Annotated in this window: 21 protein-coding genes; 9 read left to right on the forward strand and 12 right to left on the reverse strand. The window is 67.8% G+C overall.

Going from position 1 to position 21274, the window contains the following annotated elements; all coding sequences use genetic code 11:
- Window positions 1–110: 110 nt before the first annotated feature.
- Complete coding sequence (locus BM417_RS46915) at window positions 111–1019, forward strand: AAA family ATPase (RefSeq protein ID WP_143138739.1); 909 nt, start codon at window positions 111–113, stop codon at window positions 1017–1019.
- 297 nt (window positions 1020–1316) lie between these two features.
- Here the strand turns inward: BM417_RS46915 and polA are convergent, their stop codons facing one another.
- Window positions 1317–3989, reverse strand: coding sequence for a DNA polymerase I (gene polA, locus BM417_RS21075; protein ID WP_281251337.1), 2673 nt, complete (start codon window positions 3987–3989; stop codon window positions 1317–1319).
- Between the two features lie 106 nt (window positions 3990–4095).
- Here polA and BM417_RS21080 point away from each other — a divergent pair, with 106 nt between their 5' ends.
- Together BM417_RS21080 and BM417_RS21085 are read left to right on the forward strand one after the other, a co-directional pair.
- The gene (locus BM417_RS21080) at window positions 4096–4455 is read left to right on the forward strand and encodes a hotdog fold thioesterase (protein ID WP_093596895.1); all 360 of its coding nucleotides are present in this window, start codon (window positions 4096–4098) and stop codon (window positions 4453–4455) included.
- Window positions 4456–4532: 77 nt separating this feature from the next.
- Window positions 4533–5705, forward strand: a complete 1173-nt coding sequence (locus BM417_RS21085; protein WP_093596898.1) for an alpha/beta hydrolase — start codon at window positions 4533–4535, stop codon at window positions 5703–5705.
- 62 nt (window positions 5706–5767) lie between these two features.
- Here the strand turns inward: BM417_RS21085 and BM417_RS21090 are convergent, their stop codons facing one another.
- The 5 genes from BM417_RS21090 to BM417_RS21110 all read right to left on the reverse strand — a co-directional run bounded on the left by BM417_RS21090 (window position 5768) and on the right by BM417_RS21110 (window position 11226).
- The gene (locus tag BM417_RS21090) at window positions 5768–6484 is read right to left on the reverse strand and encodes an ABC transporter ATP-binding protein (protein WP_093596901.1); all 717 of its coding nucleotides are present in this window, start codon (window positions 6482–6484) and stop codon (window positions 5768–5770) included.
- Window positions 6481–7302, reverse strand: a complete 822-nt coding sequence (locus BM417_RS21095; protein ID WP_093596904.1) for an ABC transporter ATP-binding protein — start codon at window positions 7300–7302, stop codon at window positions 6481–6483. The genes BM417_RS21090 and BM417_RS21095 overlap by 4 nt, the downstream gene beginning before the upstream one ends.
- Complete coding sequence (locus BM417_RS21100; RefSeq protein ID WP_093596907.1) at window positions 7299–9011, reverse strand: branched-chain amino acid ABC transporter permease; 1713 nt, start codon at window positions 9009–9011, stop codon at window positions 7299–7301. The genes BM417_RS21095 and BM417_RS21100 overlap by 4 nt, the downstream gene beginning before the upstream one ends.
- A complete protein-coding gene (locus BM417_RS21105; RefSeq protein ID WP_093596910.1) occupies window positions 9008–9922 on the reverse strand; it encodes a branched-chain amino acid ABC transporter permease in 915 nt (304 codons plus the stop codon). The genes BM417_RS21100 and BM417_RS21105 overlap by 4 nt, the downstream gene beginning before the upstream one ends.
- A 77-nt stretch (window positions 9923–9999) precedes the next feature.
- Window positions 10000–11226, reverse strand: a complete 1227-nt coding sequence (locus BM417_RS21110) for a branched-chain amino acid ABC transporter substrate-binding protein (protein WP_093596912.1) — start codon at window positions 11224–11226, stop codon at window positions 10000–10002.
- 450 nt (window positions 11227–11676) lie between these two features.
- Here BM417_RS21110 and BM417_RS21115 point away from each other — a divergent pair, with 450 nt between their 5' ends.
- Window positions 11677–13083 (forward strand): hypothetical protein, encoded by a 1407-nt coding sequence (locus BM417_RS21115; RefSeq protein WP_093596915.1) that lies wholly within the window; start codon window positions 11677–11679, stop codon window positions 13081–13083.
- Between the two features lie 37 nt (window positions 13084–13120).
- Here BM417_RS21115 and BM417_RS21120 read toward each other — a convergent pair whose 3' ends face one another.
- From BM417_RS21120 to BM417_RS21135, 4 genes are all read right to left on the reverse strand, one after another.
- Entirely contained in the window at window positions 13121–13732 is a 612-nt protein-coding gene (locus tag BM417_RS21120) for an ANTAR domain-containing response regulator (protein WP_093596918.1), read from the reverse strand.
- Between the two features lie 42 nt (window positions 13733–13774).
- Window positions 13775–14596 carry a hypothetical protein gene (locus BM417_RS21125; RefSeq protein WP_093596921.1) on the reverse strand — a complete coding sequence of 274 codons (822 nt, stop codon included), beginning with the start codon at window positions 14594–14596 and terminating at the stop codon, window positions 13775–13777.
- Window positions 14597–14800: 204 nt separating this feature from the next.
- The gene (locus tag BM417_RS21130; protein WP_143138740.1) at window positions 14801–15343 is read right to left on the reverse strand and encodes a signal protein; all 543 of its coding nucleotides are present in this window, start codon (window positions 15341–15343) and stop codon (window positions 14801–14803) included.
- A gap of 56 nt (window positions 15344–15399) precedes the next feature.
- On the reverse strand, window positions 15400–15756 hold the full coding sequence (locus BM417_RS21135) for a PLDc N-terminal domain-containing protein (protein WP_093597945.1): 357 nt from the start codon (window positions 15754–15756) through the stop codon (window positions 15400–15402).
- 484 nt (window positions 15757–16240) lie between these two features.
- Here BM417_RS21135 and BM417_RS21140 point away from each other — a divergent pair, with 484 nt between their 5' ends.
- The 5 genes from BM417_RS21140 (at window position 16241) to BM417_RS21160 (ending at window position 20845) form a co-directional block, all read left to right on the forward strand.
- Window positions 16241–17827, forward strand: coding sequence for a thiamine pyrophosphate-binding protein (locus tag BM417_RS21140; protein ID WP_093596927.1), 1587 nt, complete (start codon window positions 16241–16243; stop codon window positions 17825–17827).
- 28 nt (window positions 17828–17855) lie between these two features.
- Entirely contained in the window at window positions 17856–19235 is a 1380-nt protein-coding gene (locus BM417_RS21145; protein WP_093596930.1) for an ArnT family glycosyltransferase, read from the forward strand.
- A 110-nt stretch (window positions 19236–19345) separates the two neighbouring features.
- Window positions 19346–20179, forward strand: a complete 834-nt coding sequence (locus BM417_RS21150; protein WP_093596933.1) for a helix-turn-helix domain-containing protein — start codon at window positions 19346–19348, stop codon at window positions 20177–20179.
- Between the two features lie 13 nt (window positions 20180–20192).
- The gene (locus tag BM417_RS21155; RefSeq protein ID WP_093596935.1) at window positions 20193–20363 is read left to right on the forward strand and encodes a DUF397 domain-containing protein; all 171 of its coding nucleotides are present in this window, start codon (window positions 20193–20195) and stop codon (window positions 20361–20363) included.
- Window positions 20360–20845 carry a DinB family protein gene (locus tag BM417_RS21160; RefSeq protein ID WP_093596938.1) on the forward strand — a complete coding sequence of 162 codons (486 nt, stop codon included), beginning with the start codon at window positions 20360–20362 and terminating at the stop codon, window positions 20843–20845. Before BM417_RS21155 ends, BM417_RS21160 begins: the two co-directional genes overlap by 4 nt.
- Before the next feature lie 3 nt (window positions 20846–20848).
- On the opposite strand, the gene BM417_RS49885 is transcribed toward BM417_RS21160, so the two are convergent.
- Complete coding sequence (locus BM417_RS49885) at window positions 20849–20971, reverse strand: hypothetical protein (protein WP_281251338.1); 123 nt, start codon at window positions 20969–20971, stop codon at window positions 20849–20851.
- 74 nt (window positions 20972–21045) lie between these two features.
- On the reverse strand, window positions 21046–21273 hold the full coding sequence (locus BM417_RS21165) for a hypothetical protein (RefSeq protein ID WP_093596941.1): 228 nt from the start codon (window positions 21271–21273) through the stop codon (window positions 21046–21048).
- Window position 21274: the final 1 nt, after the last annotated feature.

Below are 21274 nucleotides of genomic sequence, written 5' to 3' on the forward strand. Positions count from 1 at the left end.
CGCGGCCTGCTAAGGCAGTCTCGTTCAGTCGTGGGCGAACGTCCGGCCTGTCTCCGGGCAGGCTCGCTAGGCTCGATCGGCTCGCCTCGACCACCTTGTCCGGGGGAACAGTGCACCGTTTCGCGGCCAGTCCTGCCCTGACGCGGCTGGAATGGATTCTCGACGGCCTGGACGGGAAAACCGGCTGGGGAGCTGACGCGTCCGACGTGCTCGCGGCCGCGTTCACCGCCGTCGTCACGCCCGAGAGGTACGTCGAGGTCACCCGCGGTCGCGCTGCCCACTACGCGCCGGTCGTCGTGGTCGGTCTCGACGTCGGCGAGACCACCGCACGGGCGCGGATCCGCCGTCACGACGGCACCGTTGACGTCGTTTCCTGCGTCGTCGAGGCCGCACGGCCGTATCGAATCGCCTCCACGTGGGTTGCCGGACTGGTGCCGACCGATCTGACACCGAGGTTGCCGGCCGATTTCACCGACTACGACCTACCTTCCGTCGTCACGGATGCTCCTCGGCTGGTCGTGTTCTCCGGGTTGCCCGGCAGCGGAAAGAGCACCCTGGCCGACGCCGCGGGCGCCGAGCTGGGGATCCCGGTCTTCGCCACCGACTGGCTGCTCGGCGCGCTGACCCCGTTCGGCGGTCGTCATTTCGAGGCTCCGCTGGCGATGGCCGAAGAGGTGCTGACCACGCTCGCTCTGCGGCAACTCGTCGCCGGACAGTCCGTCATCCTCGATCATCCCACCGAACTGGTCGCGACCAGGGAGCGCTGGCGCAGCCTGGCCCGCCGTGCCGGTGCGGAGTTCCGTGTGGTCGTGTGCCACTGCTCCGACCCGCAAGTCCACCGTGCCAGGCTCGAAGGCCGCAGCCGCGGAATCCCCGGCTGGCACGACGCCGGCGACTGGTCCAACGTGCGGCAACGACTGGCAGGTTTTCCCTCCTGGCACGGGGAGGCGCTCTCACTGGATACCGTTCAACCACGTGAGCGGTCCCTTGCCGCGGTCATACGGCACATCACCGCCTGACGGCCACCGGCTACCGCTACCTGGCCGAGGCGATCGACGTGCCGGCCACGCAGGCACCCGACCTGCACGACACACTCCGCAAGGCTGAACAGGACGGTGTCACGCACTTGATCCTGGACGGCAAGCTGTTCGCCGCACGGCCAGTGCTGTTCAGGCCACGAATTGTGCGGGCGGCCCCAGGGTCTTGCGGCAAGTCCCCGTGCGTTGTCAGTTCCAATGGGGGAACGATTCTTGGCTTTGCACAACGCAGCCCGCCCGAGCCTTTCGACTCGGACGGGCTGATTCGCGTTGCGGGCCCTAGTGGGCCGCGTCGTCCCAGGAGCGACCCACGCCGACCGAGACCTCCAGTGGCACCAGGAGCTGGTAGGCGTTGCCCATCTGGTCGCGCACGAGGGCCTCGACGGCCTCGCGCTCGCCCTCGGCGATCTCCAGCACCAGTTCGTCGTGGACCTGCAGGAGCATCCGCGAGCGCAGGTCGGATGACTCCAGCGCGCGGTAGACGCCCAGCATGGCCACCTTGATGATGTCCGCGGCGCTGCCCTGGATCGGCGCGTTGAGGGCCATGCGCTCGGCCATCTCGCGGCGCTGGCGGTTGTCCGACGTCAGGTCGGGCAGGTAGCGGCGGCGGCCGAGCACGGTCTCGGTGTAGCCGTCCTTGCCGGCCTTCTTCACGATCTCGTTGAGGTAGTCGCGCACGCCGCCGAAGCGGGCGAAGTACGCCTCCATCTGCTCGCGGGCCTCTTCGGTCGGGATGCGGAGCTGCTGCGACAGGCCGAACACCGACAGGCCGTACGCGAGGCCGTACGACATCGCCTTGATGCGGCGGCGCATCTCGCCCTTCACCTCGGCGGTGGGGATCGAGAACGCCTGCGAGGCAACGTAGGTGTGCAGGTCCTCGCCGCTGTTGAACGCCGCGATCAGGCCCTCGTCGCCGGACAGCGTGGCCATGATCCGCATCTCGATCTGGCTGTAGTCCGCGGTCATCAGCTCCGCGTAGCCCTCGCCGACGACGAACGCCTGGCGGATGCGGCGGCCCTCGTCCGTGCGGATCGGGATGTTCTGCAGGTTCGGGTCCGTCGAGGACAGCCGGCCGGTGGCGGCGATCGTCTGGTGGAACGTCGTGTGGATGCGGCCGTCGTCGGCCACCGACTTCAGCAGACCGTCCACAGTGGACTTCAGGCGCGTGACGTCGCGGTGGGAGAGCAGGTGCTGGAGGAACGGGTGCTCGGTCTGCTCGAACAGGTTCTGCAGCGCGTCCGCGTCCGTGGTGTAGCCGGTCTTGGTCTTCTTCGTCTTCGGCATGTTCAGCTCGTCGAAGAGGACCGTCTGCAGCTGCTTCGGGCTGCCGAGGTTGATCTCCTTGCCGATGACCGAGTACGCGTCCTGCGCCGCCTGCTTCACGCCGGCCGCGAAGTGCGCCTCCAGCTCCGAGAGGTGGTCGACGTCGATCGCGATGCCGACGGCCTCGACCTCGTCGAGCACGTTCATCAGCGGCAGTTCGAGGTTCGCGAGCAGGTCGGCGCCGCCGATGGTCACCAGCTCTTCGTCCAGGCGGTCGGCGAGCTCGGCGACCGCACGCGCGCGCAGGATCGTGCTGGTGGCGACCTTCTGCGCTTCCTCGGACTCGTCGGAGAGCAGCGACAGCTGGCCGTCACCCGACTCCTCGGCCCGCAGCTCGCGCTTGAGGTAGCGCAGCGCCAGGTCGTCCAGGGCGAACGACCGCTGGCCGGGACGCACCAGGTAGGCGGCCAGGGCCGTGTCGGAGGACAGGCCGCGCAGCTTCCACCCGCGGGCGCGCACGCGGCGCAACGGCAGCTTCAGGTCGTGGCCCGCCTTGGACACCTTCTCGTCGGCCAGCCACGCGGCGAGCGCCTGCTCGTCGGCCTCGTTCAGCTCCTCGACGGCGACGTACCCGCCCTCACCGGTGGCCGTGCACAGCGCGACGCCCTCCAGGTCGGTCGTGATGCGCAGCGCGACGCCGACCCGCGTCTTGCGGGCGTTGTCGTCCAGCCACTTCGCGAGCGTGCCCGCGGGGATCGCGCCGCCGGAGACCTCGAAGCCCTCCTCGGCCTCGGGCTCCGCGGTCGTCAGCGTCTGGAACAGCCGGTCGCGCAGGACGCGGAACTCCAGCTCGTCGAACAGCCGGTGCACCGCGTCGCGGTCCCACTGCTGCACCTCGAGCCCGTCGATCGTGTACGGCAGCTCGACGTCCTTGATCAGCTCGGTGAGCTGGCGGTTCATGATGATGTTCGCCAGGTTGCCGCGCAGCGCCTCGCCGACCTTGCCCGGCACCTCGTCGATGCGGTCGACGAGCTCGTTGAGCCCGCCGAACTGGTTGAGCAGCTTGATGATCGTCTTCGGACCGACGCCGGGGGTGTTCGGCAGGTTGTCCGAGGAGTCGCCGCGCACCGCCGCGTAGTCCGCGTACTGCTCCGGGCGCACGCCGTGCTTCTCCTCGACGTACGCCGGGGTGAAGCGGCCCATCTCCGAGACGCCCTTGACCGGGTACAGCACCGTGACCTGGTCGTTGACCAGCTGGAACGCGTCGCGGTCGCCGGTGACGATCTCCACCTCGACGCCCTGCGCCACGGCCTGCGTGGTCAGCGTCGCGATGATGTCGTCCGCCTCGTAGTTCTCCTTCTCCATGGTCGGGATGGCCAGCGTGGCCAGCACGTCCTTGATCAGGGAGACCTGGCTGCGGAACTCGTCCGGCGTCTTGGTGCGACCGGCCTTGTACTCGGGGTACTGCTCGGAGCGGAAGGTCTTGCGCGACACGTCGAACGCCACCGCCACGTGCGTCGGCTTCTCGTCCCGCAGGATGTTGATCAACATGGACGTGAACCCGTACACGGCGTTCGTGACCTGGCCCGTCTTCGTCACGAAGTTCTCGGCGGGCAGGGCGTAGAACGCTCGGTAGGCCATCGAGTGACCGTCGATGAGCAGGAGCCGCTTCACGTCTGAGTGAGTCACGAGCCCGAGTCTAGGGTGGGGGTCTGACAGTTTCGCTTGAGCCCTTGGAGCGCGCGTGACCCCCGACCTGCCTATCGAGTTCGCCGACGAGCAGTTGCACGTCAGGATGGGCATCGAAATCACCCAATGGGATGTTCAGGAGATGATCGGCACGATGCCGGTCAAGGGCAACCGCCAGCCGTTCGGCCTGCTGCACGGCGGCGCGAACGCGGTGCTCGCCGAGCAGCTGGGCTCCGTCGCGTCCGCGATGCACGCCTCCCAGTTCGACTGCGTCGCCGTCGGGCTCGAGCTGTCCTGCACCCACCATCGAGCGGCGCGCGAGGGCACCGTCACCGGCGTGGCGCGCCCGATCCACCTCGGCCGCAGCACCACGACGTACGAGATCGTCGTGACCGATGAAGAGGGCAGGCGCACCTGCACCGCCCGCCTCACGTGCCTCATCCGCCCGAAGGCACCCGGAGCCTGAGCACTGGGGTGAACCACACCTTCGTTGTGCGGTGAGCCCCAGTGTGCGACCAAGATCAGCCCGACATCGTGTGAGTCATGACCTTCACGACTCGACTGACAGCAGCAGCCCTGTGCGGCGCGCTGGTCGCGGCCTCGGTCCCGGCCACCGCGTCGGCCCGCACGGAACGCGGCGAACTCCTCGACGTCGTCCCGGTGTCCACGATGGACACCAACCAGCTGGTCACGTACCTGGGGGACTACGACCTGGACGCCTCGCGCGTCCGCTTCGCCGTGGACGCGAAGCGAATCACCTACCGCACCATCGACCCGTCCGGAAAACCGACGACCGCGAGTGCCCTGATCGTCTTACCGCGCAACGGGGACCGAACGCCCCGCCAGGCCACCTGGCTGCACGGCACCACCGGCTACCGGGGCTCGGTGGCCTCGGTGGCGGACGGCAACGACCGGGCCGCCGCCCTGCTCTTCGCCTCCGCCGGCTACCTGACCACGGCCCCGGACTACCTGGGCCTGGGCACCGGCCCCGGCTACCACCCTTACGTGGACGCCCCGTCCACCGTCACCGCGTCGGTGGACGCGTTACGCGCGGCCCGCGAGTACGCCGCTTCGAAGGGCTTGCGCCCGGACCCGCGCGTCATGATCACCGGCCACTCGCAGGGCGGCCACGCCGCCATGGCCCTGGGCCAGGCCCTCCAGCGCGGAGCCGACTCCCGTCTCAAGGTGGGTGCTCTGGCCCCGATCGGCGGCCCGTTCAAGCCGAGTCTGCTGGTGGCCAAGGCGACGAAGGACGAGATCTCCAACGGCGTCGCGTACATGGCGTACTGGACGGTGGCGTGGAACCGCCTGCACCACCTCTACTCCGACCCGTCGGAGGCGTTCCGCGACCCGTCGATCGAGGCGCTCTTCGACGGCGAGCACCGCAACGAGGACATCTTCAAGCACCTGCCCAAGACCATGCGGGAACTCCTGACCGAGTCCTACTTCGACCGCGTCCAGCACCCGACCGGCGTCCTGCGCGCGAAACTGCGCGAGTCGGACAGCTACTGCGACTGGCGCCCCACCGTCCCGGTGACGATCTACTCGTCCGCCGGTGACCGCGACACCCTGCTCGAAACCTCCGCCTACTGCGACCAACGCCTCAAGCGGCACCACGCCCGCAGCACGCTCGTCGACCTGGGCGCGGACGTGAACCACGGCAGGGCCGCCAAGCTGGCCCTGCCCCGCATCCTGGCCGACTTCGACCGCACCTGACCGCGAGCAAACGAAAGCGGGGCGGAGGACAAGCCCTCCGCCCCGCTCTCACAACCAAAACCTCAGTGAGCTTCACCCAGGTACGCGTCGCGCACCCGCTGGTCGGCCAGGAGCGAGTGCCCCGGACCGTCCAAAGTGGTCCTGCCGAGGTCGATCACGTACCCGTGGTCCGACAACGCCAGCGCCGCCAGGGCGTTCTGCTCCACCAGAAGAATGGTGGTGCCGAGCGACTGGAGCTCCTTGATGGTGTCGAAGATCTTCTGCGTCATGATCGGCGAGAGACCCATCGAGGGCTCGTCGAGCATCAGCAGGCGGGGCTTCGACATCATGGCGCGGCCGATGGCCAGCATCTGCTGCTCGCCACCGGAGAAGAGCCCGGCCTTGTTGTGGCGGCGCTCCCCCAGCACGGGGAAGAGGTCGTACACGCGCTGCATGTCGGCCTCGACGCCGTCGTCCTTGCGGACGTAGGCGCCGAGCTGCAGGTTCTCCTCCACGGTCATCCGCGGGAAGAGCCGGCGGCCCTCGGGGCAGTGCGCGATGCCCTCACCGAGGATCGCGTGCGCCGGGTCGTTGTGGATCGGCTTGCCCTGGAACAGGATCTCGCCGGACGCCGGACGCAACAGACCCGAGATGGTGCGCAGGGTCGTGGTCTTGCCCGCACCGTTCGAGCCGATCAGCGACACGATCTGGCCGGCCTCGACGGTGAACGAGATGTCGCGGACGGCCTCGATGGCGCCGTAGGCGACCGAGAGGTTGCGGACTTCGAGCAGCGCGGTCATGCCTGCTCCTCCTCAGCAGAAGCAGCGGCGGCCTCGACTTCGTGCGCGACTTCCTCCGGCGGCTTGCCGAGGTAGGCCTCGACGACCCGCGGGTCCGCCCGCACGACCTCGGGGCTGCCCTCGACGAGCAGTTCGCCCTGCACGAGCACGGAAACCGAGTCGCACAGCCCGAAGATGAACTTGATGTCGTGCTCGATGACCACGACGGACACACCCGTGTCGCGGATGCGGAAGATCAGCTGCTGCGTCGCTTCCGTCTCCTGCGGGTTCATACCCGCGGTGGGCTCGTCCAGCAGCAGCACCGCGGGGTCCGTCGCCAACGCGCGCGCGATCTCCAGACGGCGCTGGTCGCCGTACGGGAGGTTGCGCGAGAGCTCGTCGTCCACGTTGTTCAGGCCGACGAACGAGAGCAGCTCCCGCGAACGCTCGCGTGCCGCCTTCTCACCGCGCTGGTAGGCGGGGCCGTGGAACAGCGAGGCCAGCGGGCCCTGCTTCATCCGCACGTGGCGGCCGACCATGACGTTCTCCAGCACGGTCATGCTGGGGAACAGGCGGATGTTCTGGAACGTGCGGGCCACGCCCGCGTCCGTCACCTTCGCCGGGTCGCCGGGCAGGACGTTGCCCTTGAGCAGCACCTCGCCCGTCGTCGGCGTGTACAGACCCGTCAGGCAGTTGAAGAACGTGGTCTTCCCCGCGCCGTTCGGTCCGATCAGGCCGACGATCTTGCCTTCTTCGAGCGTCAGAGTGACGCCCTTCAACGCCTTGAGGCCACCGAAGACCATCGAGACGTCACGCGCTTCCAGTACAGGCGTGCTCATGCCTTCTTCGCCTCCACATGCGCCTCTTCGGCGTTCTCATCAGCGCGCTCGATCATCTCAGCGCGCCTGTGCGCATCGGGGATCAGGCCGACCGGCCGGAACCGCATGATCAGGATCAGCGCGAGGCCGAAGATCATGAGGCGGTAGTCCTCGAAGTCACGCAGCTTCTCGGGCAGCACGAACAGCAGCGCGGCACCGAGAACGGCACCCGGGATCGAGCCCATGCCGCCGAGGATGACCGCCGCGAGCAGCGTGACCGACTCGAGGAACTTGAACGACTCGTAGGACACGGTGCCGTTCTTGTGCGCGAACACCGCGCCCGCGAGACCCGCGAGCATGGCACCGATGAGGAACGCGAGGATCTTCATCTTGCCGGTGCGGATGCCCATCGCGCGGGCGGCGTCCTCGTCCTCGCGGATCGCGATCCAGGCACGGCCGATGCGGCTGAACTTGAGGTTCGCGAACACCGCCATCGTCGCCGCGACGAGCAGCACGATGAGGATGTAGTAGAGGACACCGGCGGGGAGCTTCACGGCGCCGATCGAGATCGACTTGTTGAACTCCGCGCCGAACAGCGACAGCGCCGGAACACCGGGGATCGCGTTGGAGCCGTTGGTGATGCCACCGATGTCGTTCTGCGCGGAGCGGGTGAAGATCTCACCGAACGCCAGCGTCACGATCGCGAGGTAGTCACCGCGGACCCGCAGCGTCGGCGAACCGACGATGGCGCCGAAGATGCCCGCCACGACGGCCGCGATCACCGCGGCGACCGGGAACGGCAGCGTGATGCCGAAGTGCGCGGTCGCGGCACCGGAGAAGTTCGCTGCCACGAGGGCACCGATGCCCATGAACGCCACGTACCCGAGGTCGAGCAGACCCGCGAGACCGACGACGATGTTCAGGCCGATCGCGGTGGCGGCGTAGATGCCGATGTTCGCCGCGACCGTCATCCAGTACTCGTTGCCCGCCTCGGTGAACGGCAGGAGCAGCGCGCACGCCGCCAGCACGATCACGCTGAACACGCGGTGCTGCTCGGACAGTGCCGAGAGCCAGCGCACGAACCCGACGCCGCTCAGCGCGCCGAGCAGACCGGCGGCGAACCCGAGGAACGACAGGAAGATCGCGCCCGCGTACGGGTTGGCGGAACCGACGCCACCGGTGGTCAGCATCGCGGCGACGGCGTAGAGCACCGCGCCGAACGACACCAGCAGCACCAGGTACGCGACCGGGGTGGAGACCTTGAACTTCCACTCGCCCACCGGCTCGATGCCGATGCCGTAGCCCGCCAGGATCGCCAGCACACCGGCGACGATGCCTACGACGCCACCGAACGCGGTGGCACCGTCGAGGGCCGTGATGGCACCAAGGCCACCGCCCTTGACCGTGATGTACGCGGCGTTGACGAAGGAGACGAGGGCGAGGCCCCAGCCGAGCGCCCGGACGACACGGCCCTTGGACGGGACCGGCGCGAACGCCGCGGCCAGGATGAGGACGCCGAGCACCAGGGCATGCCACCGGAAGCCGGTGACGCCGAACGGCGCGTCGAAGTACTGCAGGAGCGAGTTGTCCGGCCAGTTGCCGTCGTTAAGCGGGAACGTGACCCACGGCAGCAACGCCGCGACGATGCCGAGAACGCCACCGGCGGCCGCGAACGGCTTGCCGAGAGGTGCGAGCGCGGAACGCTTCGCAGAAGTGTCGACCGTACTCATGCGCGCACCCTTTCCGGCTCACCGAACAGACCCTGCGGGCGGAAGACGAGCACGAGGATCAGCACGACGAAGATCCACACGTAGTCGTACTGGGTGCCGCCCGGCATGTACTGACCGGCAACGGTCTTGATCAGACCGATGATGAACGCGCCGATGACCGCGCCGCGGATGCTGCCGACACCGCCCAGGACGGCCGCCGTGAAGGCGAAGATGCCGTTCTGGAAGCCCATGTCGATGTTGATGTTGTTCAGGTAGCCGCCGAACATGATGCCGGCGACGCCGGCGAGCACGGCGCCGATGATGAACGTCAGCACGATCACGCGGTCGGGGTTGACGCCCATGAGCTTCGCGGTGTCAGGGTCCTGCGCGGTCGCACGCATCGCCCGGCCCATGCGGGAGCGGTTGATGTAGGTCTGCAGGATGATCGCGAGACCCACCGAGAGCACGACGAGCAGCACACCGGTCCACGAGATGTTGACCGAGCCGATCGTGAGGTTGCCCTCGGGGAAGACCTTCGGGTACGGCAGGTTGGACTTGGCGTTCGGGTAGAAGACGCGCACGGCCTCCTGCAGGAACACGGACACGCCCAGCGCTGTGATGAGCGGAGCCAGCCGAGGCGCGTTGCGCAGGGGCCGGTAGGCGAACCGTTCCATGATCACGGCGACGACGACCGCCACCACGATGCCGCCGACGAACATGAGCGGCAGTGCCACGGCAGGCGACTTCTTGAGGTCGTCAGGAAGAAGCGTGAACGTGGCGAGGCCTCCGTACGAGGCCACCATGAAAACCTCGCCGTGGGCGAAGTTGATCAGCTGGATGATGCCGTACACCATCGTGTACCCCAGGGCGATCAGGGCGATCAACGCACCCTGAATGACCCCGTTGGCCAGCTGTTGAAGCAGGACTGACACGACTACCTCCGTAAACAACGGGGGCGAGCAAACAACGCCCGCCCCCGCCGTGGCTTCAATCAGTAATTAGGTAGTCGTCAGCCGGTGAACGTGCCGGTCTGAACGTCCTTCCACTTGGCCGAGGTGACCTGGTAGACGGTCAGCACCTTGTTCGTGCTGTCGCCGTACTGGTCGAACTTGACCTCACCAGTGGCACCGGAGCCGGCGTAGGCACCGACGTTGGTCAGCATGGCGTCACGCTTCGACTCGTCCCAGGCAGCGCCGTCGACGGTCTTGGCCAGGGCACCGATGATCGCGTTCGCGGCGTCGTAGGAGAACGCACCGTAGGCGGCGTAGTCCTCCTTGCCGAACTTCGCCTTGTACGCGTCGACGAAGGCCTTGGCCGTGGCCAGGGACTCGGTCGGGGCACCGACGGAGGTGGCGAGGTCGCCCTCCTTGCCGCCGAGCTCGATGTACTTGCCGTCGAAGATGCCGTCGCCGCCCATCAGCGGAACGTCGAGACCGGCGTCCTTCATCTGCTTGGACAGCGGGCCGGCGACCGGGTACTCACCGCCGTAGTAGACGGCCTCCGGGCCGAGGGCCTTGATCTTGGCGATGACGCCGGAGAAGTCGGTGTCCTTCTCGCCGACCTTCTCGGAGCCGACGATCGTGCCACCCTTCTTGGTGACCTGCTTCGACAGCTCGGCGGCCAGGCCCTCACCGTAGGTCTTGCCGTCGGTGACGATGGCGATCTTCTTCTTGCCGGCCTTCTCGACGAGGTAGTTGGCCGCGTACGGCCCCTGCAGGTCGTCGGTGGTGCAGACGCGGAAGTAGTTGTCGAACTGCCGCTTCGGGGCCGTCAGGAAGTCATTACCCCTGGTCAGCGACGGGTTCGTGTTGGCCGGCGACACCTGGGGGATCTTCTTGTCCCGCAGGATCGGCTGCACGGTCTGGGCCACAGACGAGTTCAGCGTGCCGACGACACCGACAACGTTCGGGTCGGTCGACAGCTTCGTGGCGGCCTGGGCACCCTTGGCGGGGTTGGCCTCGTCGTCCTGGGCGGACACGGTCAGCTTGTAGCCCTTGACCGTGCACTTCTTGTTCGCCTCGTCCACGGCGAGCTCGGCGGACTGCTTGATGCCGACGCCGAGAGCGGACAGGTTCCCGGACAACGGGGCGACAACACCGACGGTCAGAGTGCCCTTCGACGTGTCGCAGCTGCCCCCGGTGGTGCCGCCGCCCTCGGTCTTGTTCGAGCCACAGGCTGCAAGAACAAGCAGCGAGGCGCCGACGATCGCTGCGGACTTCACAGAGTGCTTACGCACGTGATGTCCCTCCTATATCCCTGCTCCCGGCTACGCGAGATCTCCGCGCACCGCTCCATCACCCTCTCCTGAGGGATGGCCGGAACCTAGGCGATGACTGTGACCGCAGTCATCAAAGCCAATGGGCTCGTGACCATAACGCAACGCGGCGTTATGTTTCACTTAAGCAATGTCACAGACGGTAACCTTCGTTCACTCTTTGGACGGCTGCCATAACGTGGACGTATGACTCCGCGTCGCCGAGTGATCACCGCGGTGGGCGCCGTCGCGATCATCGTCGCGGCGGTGCTGGTTCTGCGTGAGTCCGATGATGCCTCGAAGACACCCAGTTCAGGGGCCGTTCGCTTAACTAAGTACACGGCGGATTTCGTCAGCGTTTCGCCTCCGCCGCCCCGGCCAAGCCCGCCGTCCTCCGTATGGAGCAGCGACGGAAGAGTCCAATGGGTACCCGTGACGGGCGCGAGCGGGTACGAGGTCTTCGGAAAACTCGTCGCGTCGCCCGAGATCGCGGGCTCCGGGCGACCGGACGTGCGCGCGGTGGACGCGTTCGGCCAACGATCTTCGCCGGTCAGGGCGGAGGAACGCCCGAGTGACGACGACTGGCGGCAGGCGGTCATCGGCTGGCTGGACGACTTCGACGACACGTTCCTCGACCACCGCTACCACCTGAGCGGCCGGCGCGGGTGCGTGAACCCCGGCTCGGGCTCCGGCGGCCGTCTGGTGATCGACATGCCGTGTGGAAACGACACGGCCGTGCTGCGCGCACGGACGCCTCTGCGATTGAACGAGTCGGCGGAGCTGGGCCGCGTGACCGTCGTGACGGACGCGGCCGGACCACGCGGAAAGCTCGTGGTCGATCTGGCCCCCGGGACGCCCGATCGCCTCGGACCCATACCTCCTGCTGATGCGGTTCGCGTGGTGGTGGACGACTCCGTGGCCCCCGGAACGCGTGGCGCGGGCGTTCTGCATCGATTCGAAGTGGTGCTGACAGATAACGGCGTGCGGGTCCTTCAGGACGGCGCCCAGATCGCGACTTCGCCTGTCGTGCCGAAGTGGCGTGACGCGAGCGTGCTGATCGGCGTGACGCCTCCGGTCAGCTATCCCGGACGCGTGGAGATCGACGCGATCGGCATCTCCGGCTCGCGTGGGCCCGAGAGCGAGGTGATCGAGACACCGCTCGTGGCGGGAACGCTGCGCGTGCTCGAACCCGAGGAGGAGGCGCCGGGCATCGGCGTGGCGCGCGCACCGTTGCGTGGAGCCCCTTCGGCGCGATTGCGGACAACGGTCCGGTTCGGCGACGGCGGCGACCCGAACGGCCTGGTCGCGCAGCTCGGATCGGCGAAGGTGCCGCTGCGGCCGGCGGTGAGCGGCTGGTCCGCGGCGGAGGACAGCGAGTTGACGCTGGTCGGGGACGTGCCCGCCGAGCTCCTCACCGCGGACGGACCGGACGCGCTGACGCCGTTCGTGCTGCGCATGCCCGGCGCGTCGCAGGCCCAGGTGCTGGAGAGCTACCTGGAGGTGCCCGGACGGTCCGAGGCGAAACTGGAGAACGCCCCGGCCGAGCCACCGCCCGTTTTGCCCGTCATGACGGCTGAGATCAACGCTAAGGGTCCGAACGACGCGGCGCTGGTGATCACCCTCGACGCGGCCCACGCACGGTCAGTGGCGCCGATAGCGGGCTTCGAGGTGTACGTCGACACCTCTCTCGCGGCGACCGTGCCGATGCCCGGCGGCGTGGGTGGCCGGCACGAGCTGCAGATCTCGCTGAAAGGCAGCCACAACGTGGAAGTCCGCCTGCGTCCCGAGGATCCGGGACGACAGACGGACTCCGTGTGGCTGGAACTGCGCCGAAGCTGACTCGTGGTGTGGCCCGGCCCGTTGCCGGGCGGCACCACTAGCCGAAGTTCTCGATGACGGCCTCTGCGACGGCCTTCATCGTCGTGCGGCGGTCCATGGCGGTGCGCTGCACCCACCTGAACGCCTCCGGCTCGCTCAGACCCTGCTTGGTCATGAGAATGCCCTTGGCCCGTTCCACGACCTTGCGGGTCTCCAGGCGCTCGGTGAGCCCGGCGACTTCCTGTTCAAGCGCGGCCAGTTCGTTGAACCGGCTCATCGCCAGCTCGATCGCGGGCACGAGGTCCCGCTTGGCGAACGGCTTGACCAGGTAGGCCATCGCACCCGCGTCACGGGCGCGCTCGACCAGGTCGCGCTGGCTGAACGCGGTGAGGATCACGACCGGCGCGATCCTGTTGCCGGCGATGTGCTGCGCCGCCTCGATCCCGTCGACCTTGGGCATCTTGACGTCCAGGATCACCAGGTCGGGATTGAGCTCGGTCGCGAGCTTGATGGCCTCTTCACCATCTGCGGCCTCGCCCGCCACGTCGTAGCCCTCTTCGCGCAGCATCTCCACGAGGTCGAGACGGATCAACGCCTCGTCTTCGGCGACGAGCACGCGAGGGGCCTTGCGCGTGGCTTCGGCTTGGGCCTCGGCAGCCTGCTGGGTCACCGGGGTCCTCCTGACGATCGTTCCTGCGGGCGAAAGCGCAGTCTACCGGCGGTCAGGCCGCTGATCGGGCTGACCAGCCGTGACGGCAGACACGAACTCCTCAGGCCACGGATAGGTCCGCATGCCTTCCTCGACGTCCTCGGACGGCGCGTCGATGCGGCGCGGCGTGATCTCGCGGGTGGTCCCGAAGTCCGGGTGGCCGAGCTTCTGCCTGATCTCGTCCTCGGACGGGCCACCGGCCCACTCGACGAACCAGGCCCCGCCCATGGGGAGTGCTCGCAACCAGCTCGCGTCATGCCACAGGTGTACCCGGCGCAGGAGAGCGCTCCCAGTGGCCGGTTCGGCGATCTCGTCGTCGTTGCCGCCACCGTCGGCGTACTCGACGCCGCGGTGCTCGTGCATCCAGCGCACGTAACGCATGCCGAGATCCCACGCCTGCTCGTCGACCCCGGCCAGCACGACTCCGGCGTCTCCGGTGGTCAGCTCGGCCGACCGCCGGTACTGCCGGTGCTCGAGACCGGCTACACCCATGCCGAACCCGCCCTCGGTGCGCGGCAGCAGTTCGAACAGCAGCGGACCGAGAGCCCTGTCGCCCAGGTGCAGCTTCAGGGGCTCCCCCGGTTCCACGGTCCGGAACGCGTGGGCGGGCCTGATGATGCTCGCGGGCGGCATCAGCTGGAGCATGCTCGCGGCCGCGCAGCCCGCGACCAGCACCTTGGCTTCGAGCCGGCGCTGGGCCTCGGTCGTGGCGTCGGGCAGCACCGAATCGCCGTCGCGGACGGCCGGGACCGCCTGGGACAGGTTCTCGCCCGTGTAGGTGCGCCGCAGATCGGCGAGCTGGTCCGTGGTGGACAGACGTGCCATGACAGCAGTCCTCGTTTCCGCCGCCCGGCTCGGCCGACAAGGACGCATGTGTCACGCGTCTACGTGGTCAGTTCGCTTCGCTGAGCAGGAGTTGCTGAACACTGCGGCGGAGAGTGCCGCTCACTGCCGGGGAGCGGCTCCAGCCTCACGTCTGCTCGGACGCCACGAACCACGTTACCGGACCGGCGCACCTGGTTTTCCGCGCTAGTCGGCGCCCACGATCAGCTTGTACTTCACGTCGACTTCCCTGCCTCCCGCGGAGCCCCGGATCACGAGCTCGTGCTCACCGGACGCGGGAGCGGGAATCCACGCGTACAGCCCGCAGCCGACCGAGTTGATCCGGCCCGCCGACGTGCCGTACGGGTTGCCCGCGCGCGCTTCGTAGGTGAACGGCGTCGCGGACACCCTCGTCAGCGTCTGCGTCGAGCCGTCCAGCAGCACCTCGCCCTGCGCGTTCTTCATGAACGTCTCGCAGCCCGCGACGTCGGTCGCGAGGTTCACGACGGGCGCGAGCAGCGGCTTGGAGGCGGGGACGCGGCACTGCCGCTCGACCGGGCTCTCACTGAGCGACCCGGCGAGCAGCCAGACCTCGACGGGCTGGTCACGCATGCAGTAGCGCCCGGAGGTGTCGGACACCGGGTTGCTGTTCGCGGGCTGGGAGGCCCACGTCCACCAGCGCGCCTGGAAATCGGCCGGCGCCAGTTTGTCCGAAGTGGACTTTTGAGTTGCGGGGGGTTGTGCCGCCATTTGCGCGTTTCCGCCACAACCGGCGAGCAGAACAACCAAGAACAGCAGGACAATCCTCACTGGTTCTCGCGTCCCTTGCGTCGTTGTTCCTCCGCGCGCTCACGGCAGCGGCGCAGGAACTCCTGATCGTCGTCAGCTTCGGTGGCCGCGAACCGTCCCGGCCGGTCGTACTCGGGAAAAGCAGGTGCACCGCGCTCGTAGGCCGCGAATCGCGCGCGTCCGGTCCCCACCACCGGCCGGCCCGCAACGAGCCACGCGATCGATCCCACCAACGGGAACAGCAGGACCAGGAGAAGCCACAACATCTTCGGCAGATTGCGAACCGAGCCTTCGTCGGTCGTGATCACATCCACGACAGCGAAGATCAACAGCCCTATCATCAGCACTCCGAACAGCCCACCGAAGTACAGCATCTCCACCCCCAGGTCGTGCGGTCGCCGCACATCGTGGCACAAGGGGCCACTCCCTGAACACAGTTCACCTGTCAATCATCTCGAGACCAATTCACGAACCCGTGAATTCCTCGAAACAAAAGCCGCGCGGAGGCCGGAAATGCCGTCCCGCGGCGCGCGGTCCGGACCACACCGAAGCTCGGGCGCAGCACGTCCCGCTGGGCCGTCAGGTCCACCGCCACTGTCGGCCGACCCGCGCAACCAATTCGCCCTGCGGGACGAAAAGGCGCGGCGGCCAGGTCGAATTCGACGCCCGGCCGCACCGGCCCGAATTGCGTTTCGCTCGATTCGAACGAGGTTTCGCGGACCGGAACGTTCACACTGTCCCAGGTGGACTGGACAACGTGACGGAACTCGTGTCCGAGCCGTTCCGCGCCTGACGCTGAGCACCAGACCTGCTGCGCATCCGTTGCCCGGGCCGTAAGCGAGCCTTAGCGTCGGACGCATGCCCAAGGGTGCCGAGAGCTTGCTGACCGTCCTGGCCGCGCACGACGTCGAGGTGGTGTTCGGCCTGCCCGGTGTCCACAACCTCGCCATCTGGGAGGCGTTGGAGAAGCACCTGGGCATCCGCATGATCGGCGTGCGCCACGAACAGACGGCGGTCTACGCGGCAGACGGCTACGCACGCGCCACGGGCAAGCTCGGCGTGGCCGTCGTGACGACCGGCCCCGGCGCGGCGAACACCCTGGGCGCCACCGGCGAGGCGTGGGCGTCGGGCAGCCCGGTGCTCGTGATCGCGACGGACATCCCGTCGACGCTCCGGCGGCCCGGCGTCTATCGCGGCGTGCTGCACGAGACGCGCGACCAGAAGGCCATGTTCACGCCGGTCACCAAGGCGTCGTTCGACGTGCCGTCCGCGCAGGAGATCGCCGCGTACACCGGCAAGGCCGTCCAGCAGGCCACCCAAAGCCCTCACGGCCCGGTTTACCTAGGCGTCCCCACGGACTTCCTGTCCGCCGAAGTCCCACACCACGCCATCACGAAGGTCGCGCCCACTCACGAGGTAGCCGACCTCACCGAAGCCGAGCAGCTCATCGCCCGTTCCGAGAGGCCCCTGATCTGGGCGGGCGGCGGTGCGGCACGGTCCGGCGCCGGACCCGCGATCGGCGCGTTGGCCGCCAAACTCCAGGCACCGATCATCACGACGTACGGCGCACGCGGCCTGACGGACAGCCCTCATGTCGTGCGGGGCCCAGTGCACGCACCGCCCGTAGGAAAGCTCTGGGACGACGCCGACCTCGTGATCGCGATCGGCACCGACTTCGACGGCATGATGACCCAGAACTGGTTGCAGCCGAAGCCACGCACCCTGCTGGCCGTCAACATCGACAAGGCCGAGGCCGACAAGAACTACCCGGCGGACGTCACGATCGAAGGCGACGCGGCCACCGTCAGCGCCGCACTCGCGGCCGTGGTCGCCACCAAACAAGCCGCCGTCGACGTCGAGGCGGTCAACGCCGAGGTGCGCGCGCTGGCGGAAGCCGACTCCCCCGAAGCCATGAAACTGTTGCAGGCCTTGGAAGGCACCGACGCCACGATCGTCGCCGACATGTGCATCCCCGGTTACTGGATCGGCGGCTTCCACCACGTCACCAAACCTCGCGGCCTCGCCTACCCGGTCGGCTGGGGCACGCTCGGCTTCGGTTTCCCGGCGGCCATCGGCGCGGCCGTCGCTCACCGCACGATCGCGGTGGTCGGCGACGGCGGCTTCCTCTTCGCGTGCGGCGACCTCGCCACGCTCAAGCAGGAAGGCCTGCTGCTCACCATCGTGCTCGTGGACGACGGCGGCTACGGCATGCTCCGCTACGACCAGCAGGTCGCGAACCACACCATCAGCGGCGTCGACCTGACCCGCCCGGACTTCGCCAGGCTGGCCGAGAGCTTCGGCATCCCCGCGGTCACCCTGAACGGCTTCGACGACCTCAGGTCCACCCTGGACGAGACCTCCGGCCCGTCCATGATCGTGGTGAACGCGAGCCTGAAGCCGCCGATCACCACCTCCCCGCGCTGGTACCGCAAAAACGCCACCTGATCCGGCACCCCCTGGGTACCTTCCCGCCATGGGACGTGGGCTGGGGATCGTGCTCGCCGTGCAGGCGGTGGTGCTGACCGCGTTGTCGGGCCGCTACGGCTTCCACCGCGACGAGCTCTACTTCATCGCGGCGGGCAAACACCCCGACTGGGGCTACGTCGACCAGCCCCCGATCACCCCGATCCTCGCCCGCCTGACGACAGAGGCGTTCGGCGAAACGCCGGTCGGCCTCCGCGTGACCGCCACCCTCCTGGCCCTCGCCATCACGGTGGTGGTCGCCTTGACCGCGAAGGAACTCGGCGGCGGCTCCACGTTCGCGGCCGCCGCCTCGGCGACGTCGACGTTCGTCCTGGCCGTGAGCCACATGCTCTCCACCGCCACCGTCGACCTGCTGGTCTGGGTGCTCATCGGCTACTTCGCGATCAAACTCCTCAAGACCGGCGACGGCCGCTGGTGGCTCGCCCTGGGCGCGACCGCCGGCGTGGGCCTGGCCAACAAGTGGTTGCTGCTCTTGTTGCTGGCGGCCATGGCGATCGCACTACTGGCTCTCGGCCCGCGCAACGTCCTGCGCACCTGGTGGCTGGCAGCAGGCATGGCCCTGTGCGCCGTGATCGCCGCTCCGGTCGTGGTGTGGCAGGCGCTGCACGACTTCCCGTTGCTCACCGTCGCCCGCGGCATCAGCGAGGACGACGGCACCGAGAACCGAGTCATGTTCGTCCCGATGCAGATCGTGATGCTGTCACCACTCCTGGTCCCGGTGTGGCTCGTCGGCTTCCGAAACCTGTGGCGCGACAGGACCTTCCGCTCGATCGCACTCGCCTACCCGATCCTCTGCGCGCTGTGCCTCGTCACCGGCGGCAAGCCCTACTACGCGGTCCCGCTGCTGCTGGTGCTGATGGCGGCGGGCGCACGCCAAGCGCAAGAATGGCTGTTGCGCCGCAAAGCAATCGGCAGCGTCCTGGTAGCCCTGAGCGTCATCCCGGCGTTGGTGGGTTCGCTACCGATCCTGCCGCCCAGCGCACTGGGCCCGGTCATCGCCATCAACCCGGAACAAGGCGAACAGGTCGGCTGGCGCGAACTGGCCCTCACCGTCCAGGACGCGTGGTTCGAGAACGACCGCCCCGTCGTCATCACCCGCAACTACGGCCAGGCCGGCACGATCGAGGCCTACACCGAAATCCACACCTATTCCGGCCACATGTCCTTCTACGACTGGGGACCTCCACAGCCCACCAGTTCCAAGGTCCTGCTGGTCGGCTTCAGCCAGCCGCCGTTCGACGACTGCAAGGTCGTAGCCCAGCACCACAACCCCGTGGAGAACGAGGAAGACGGCACGGAGATAAAACTGTGCACGGCCCCAACGGAACCATGGGACACCTTCTGGCCAAAGCTCCGCCACTACTACTGAAACAACACTGACCACTTAGGACGTTGGACGCGTTCCAACACCGACCCCTCTTCGGCTGAATTCGGCCGAACCTGTTGGAAATACTCGATGTCTGGCTCTAGCTTCATTTCATGCCAAAGAGAGACTCCACGGTACGAGGGCGAGAGTTCGGCGCGGGCATACGCGCGGCCATCGAAAGCGCGGGCCTGACCGGACGCGGCGCCTCGCACCTCGCCGGCTGGGATCCGGCCAAGCTGTCCGACCTGATGAACGGCAAAGGCGGCATCAGCGAGCACGACCTCATCCGCCTGCTGGGCGTCTGCCGAACCCCGCTCGAGGAGTCCGAACACCTGGTGACGATGTTCCGGGAGGCCGAGCGTTCCGGCTGGCTGCAGGTCCACGGCGAAAGGCAGCCGATTCTGCCTCGCACGCTCAGCGAGCACGAAGCGGTCGCCACCGAAATCATCTGCTGGAGCATGAACCTCATCCCCGGACCGCTCCAGCTACCGGACTACTTCCGCGCGCTGATCGGGAGCAATCCGAACACACCGCAGACGGAGGCAGACGAACGCGTCGCAGCTCGGGCCGCTCGCCAACAACAATTGTTCAGGCGCCGCTGCGACATGACGTTCTACATCCACGAGCAGGCTCTGCGCCTACCCGTCGGCGGCTCCGAGGTCATGTCCGATCAGTTGCACCATGTCATGACCATGGGAATCCGCCAGTACATCACCTATCGGGTCCTGCCGACGTCGCTGGGGGCGCACGCGGGACTGGCGGGATCGTTCACCTTCATGACGTTCGACAAGCTGGAACCGGTCGTGTTCATCGATGCCGAGAACCACGCTGTCTTCCTGGACGACAAGGACTCCGCCAAGGCGTACAGGACCATCGTGAGCTCGCTCGACCGAGCCGCGTTGGATGCGGAACAATCGAAGGAGTTGATCGAACGCATGACCTCATGAGGGGGCACGTCAGATGACCGCGTGGCGAAAGAGCACCTACAGCGTCAACGGCACGGACTGCGTAGAGGTTGGCCACGGCGTCGGGGTGCGGGACAGCAAGGCTCCGGCCACCCACCTCGCGATCGGTACAGGTACCTGGACCGCGTTCCTCGCCGCCACGAAGGCTGACAAACTCGCCCGGTGACCCGAACCTGGCCCGAGAAGCTCGCCACTGACGAGGGCGTGCTCGCCTGGGAGTTCCTGGACTTCCTCCGCGAGACCGCCGTGCTCAAGGTCGACGGCCTGACCCGCGACCAGGCCGCGGCGGCCCCGATCGCCACGTCCCCGAAGCTGACGGCGCTCGGCCTGCTCAAGCACCTCACCGCCGTCGAGCGCTACTGGCTCTGCATCGCGGGCGCGGGCCTCGACCTGCCGTCACTGTGGCAGGGCGACCCGGACCCGTCCTGGTACCTCGAAGACGACGACACCCCGGCGGCGCTCATCCAGGCCTACCGCGAGGAATGGGCGAACGCCGAGGCGCTCAAGAAGCTGGACCCCAACGCCACGGCTGCAGACGGCGAACGAACCGTGCGGTGGATCCTGGCCCACGTGGCGCAGGAAACCGCACGCCACGTGGGCCACCTGGACCTGCTCCGCGAACTCGCGGACGGCCAGACCGGCGAGTAGAGCTCAGTCGGTGCGGGCGCGGCGGGCTCGCCACCAGTCGCGCAGCTCGATGAACGCGATGCCGGCGAACAACAGCACGTGCCGGCCCACGAACGCCAGCCAGAAGGTGGTCCGCAGCCACAACACCCATCGCACTCTCCGTTCGCCTTCCCGGGAAGAGTGCTGATCTCACGACAAGGCGTGAAGAACGTCCATGCGGATCACAGCTCCTGCCGATCTTTGCGCCAGTAGTAGAAGCTGACTCCCACGCTCAACACCGCACCACCGACGACACCGACGAGGACGAGCACTCCGGCAAGTCCGTCCGGCAACGACCACGGCCAGTCGAAGACCAGGACCGAAGCCAGGAGGACGACCGCAGGTCCGATCGGGAAGTACAACTCCCTGCGTCCACGCGGTTCGCGGACCAGCCAGCGCAGCAGAGACATC

This window comes from Lentzea waywayandensis (assembly GCF_900115955.1).
Lineage (GTDB): Bacteria > Actinomycetota > Actinomycetes > Mycobacteriales > Pseudonocardiaceae > Lentzea > Lentzea waywayandensis.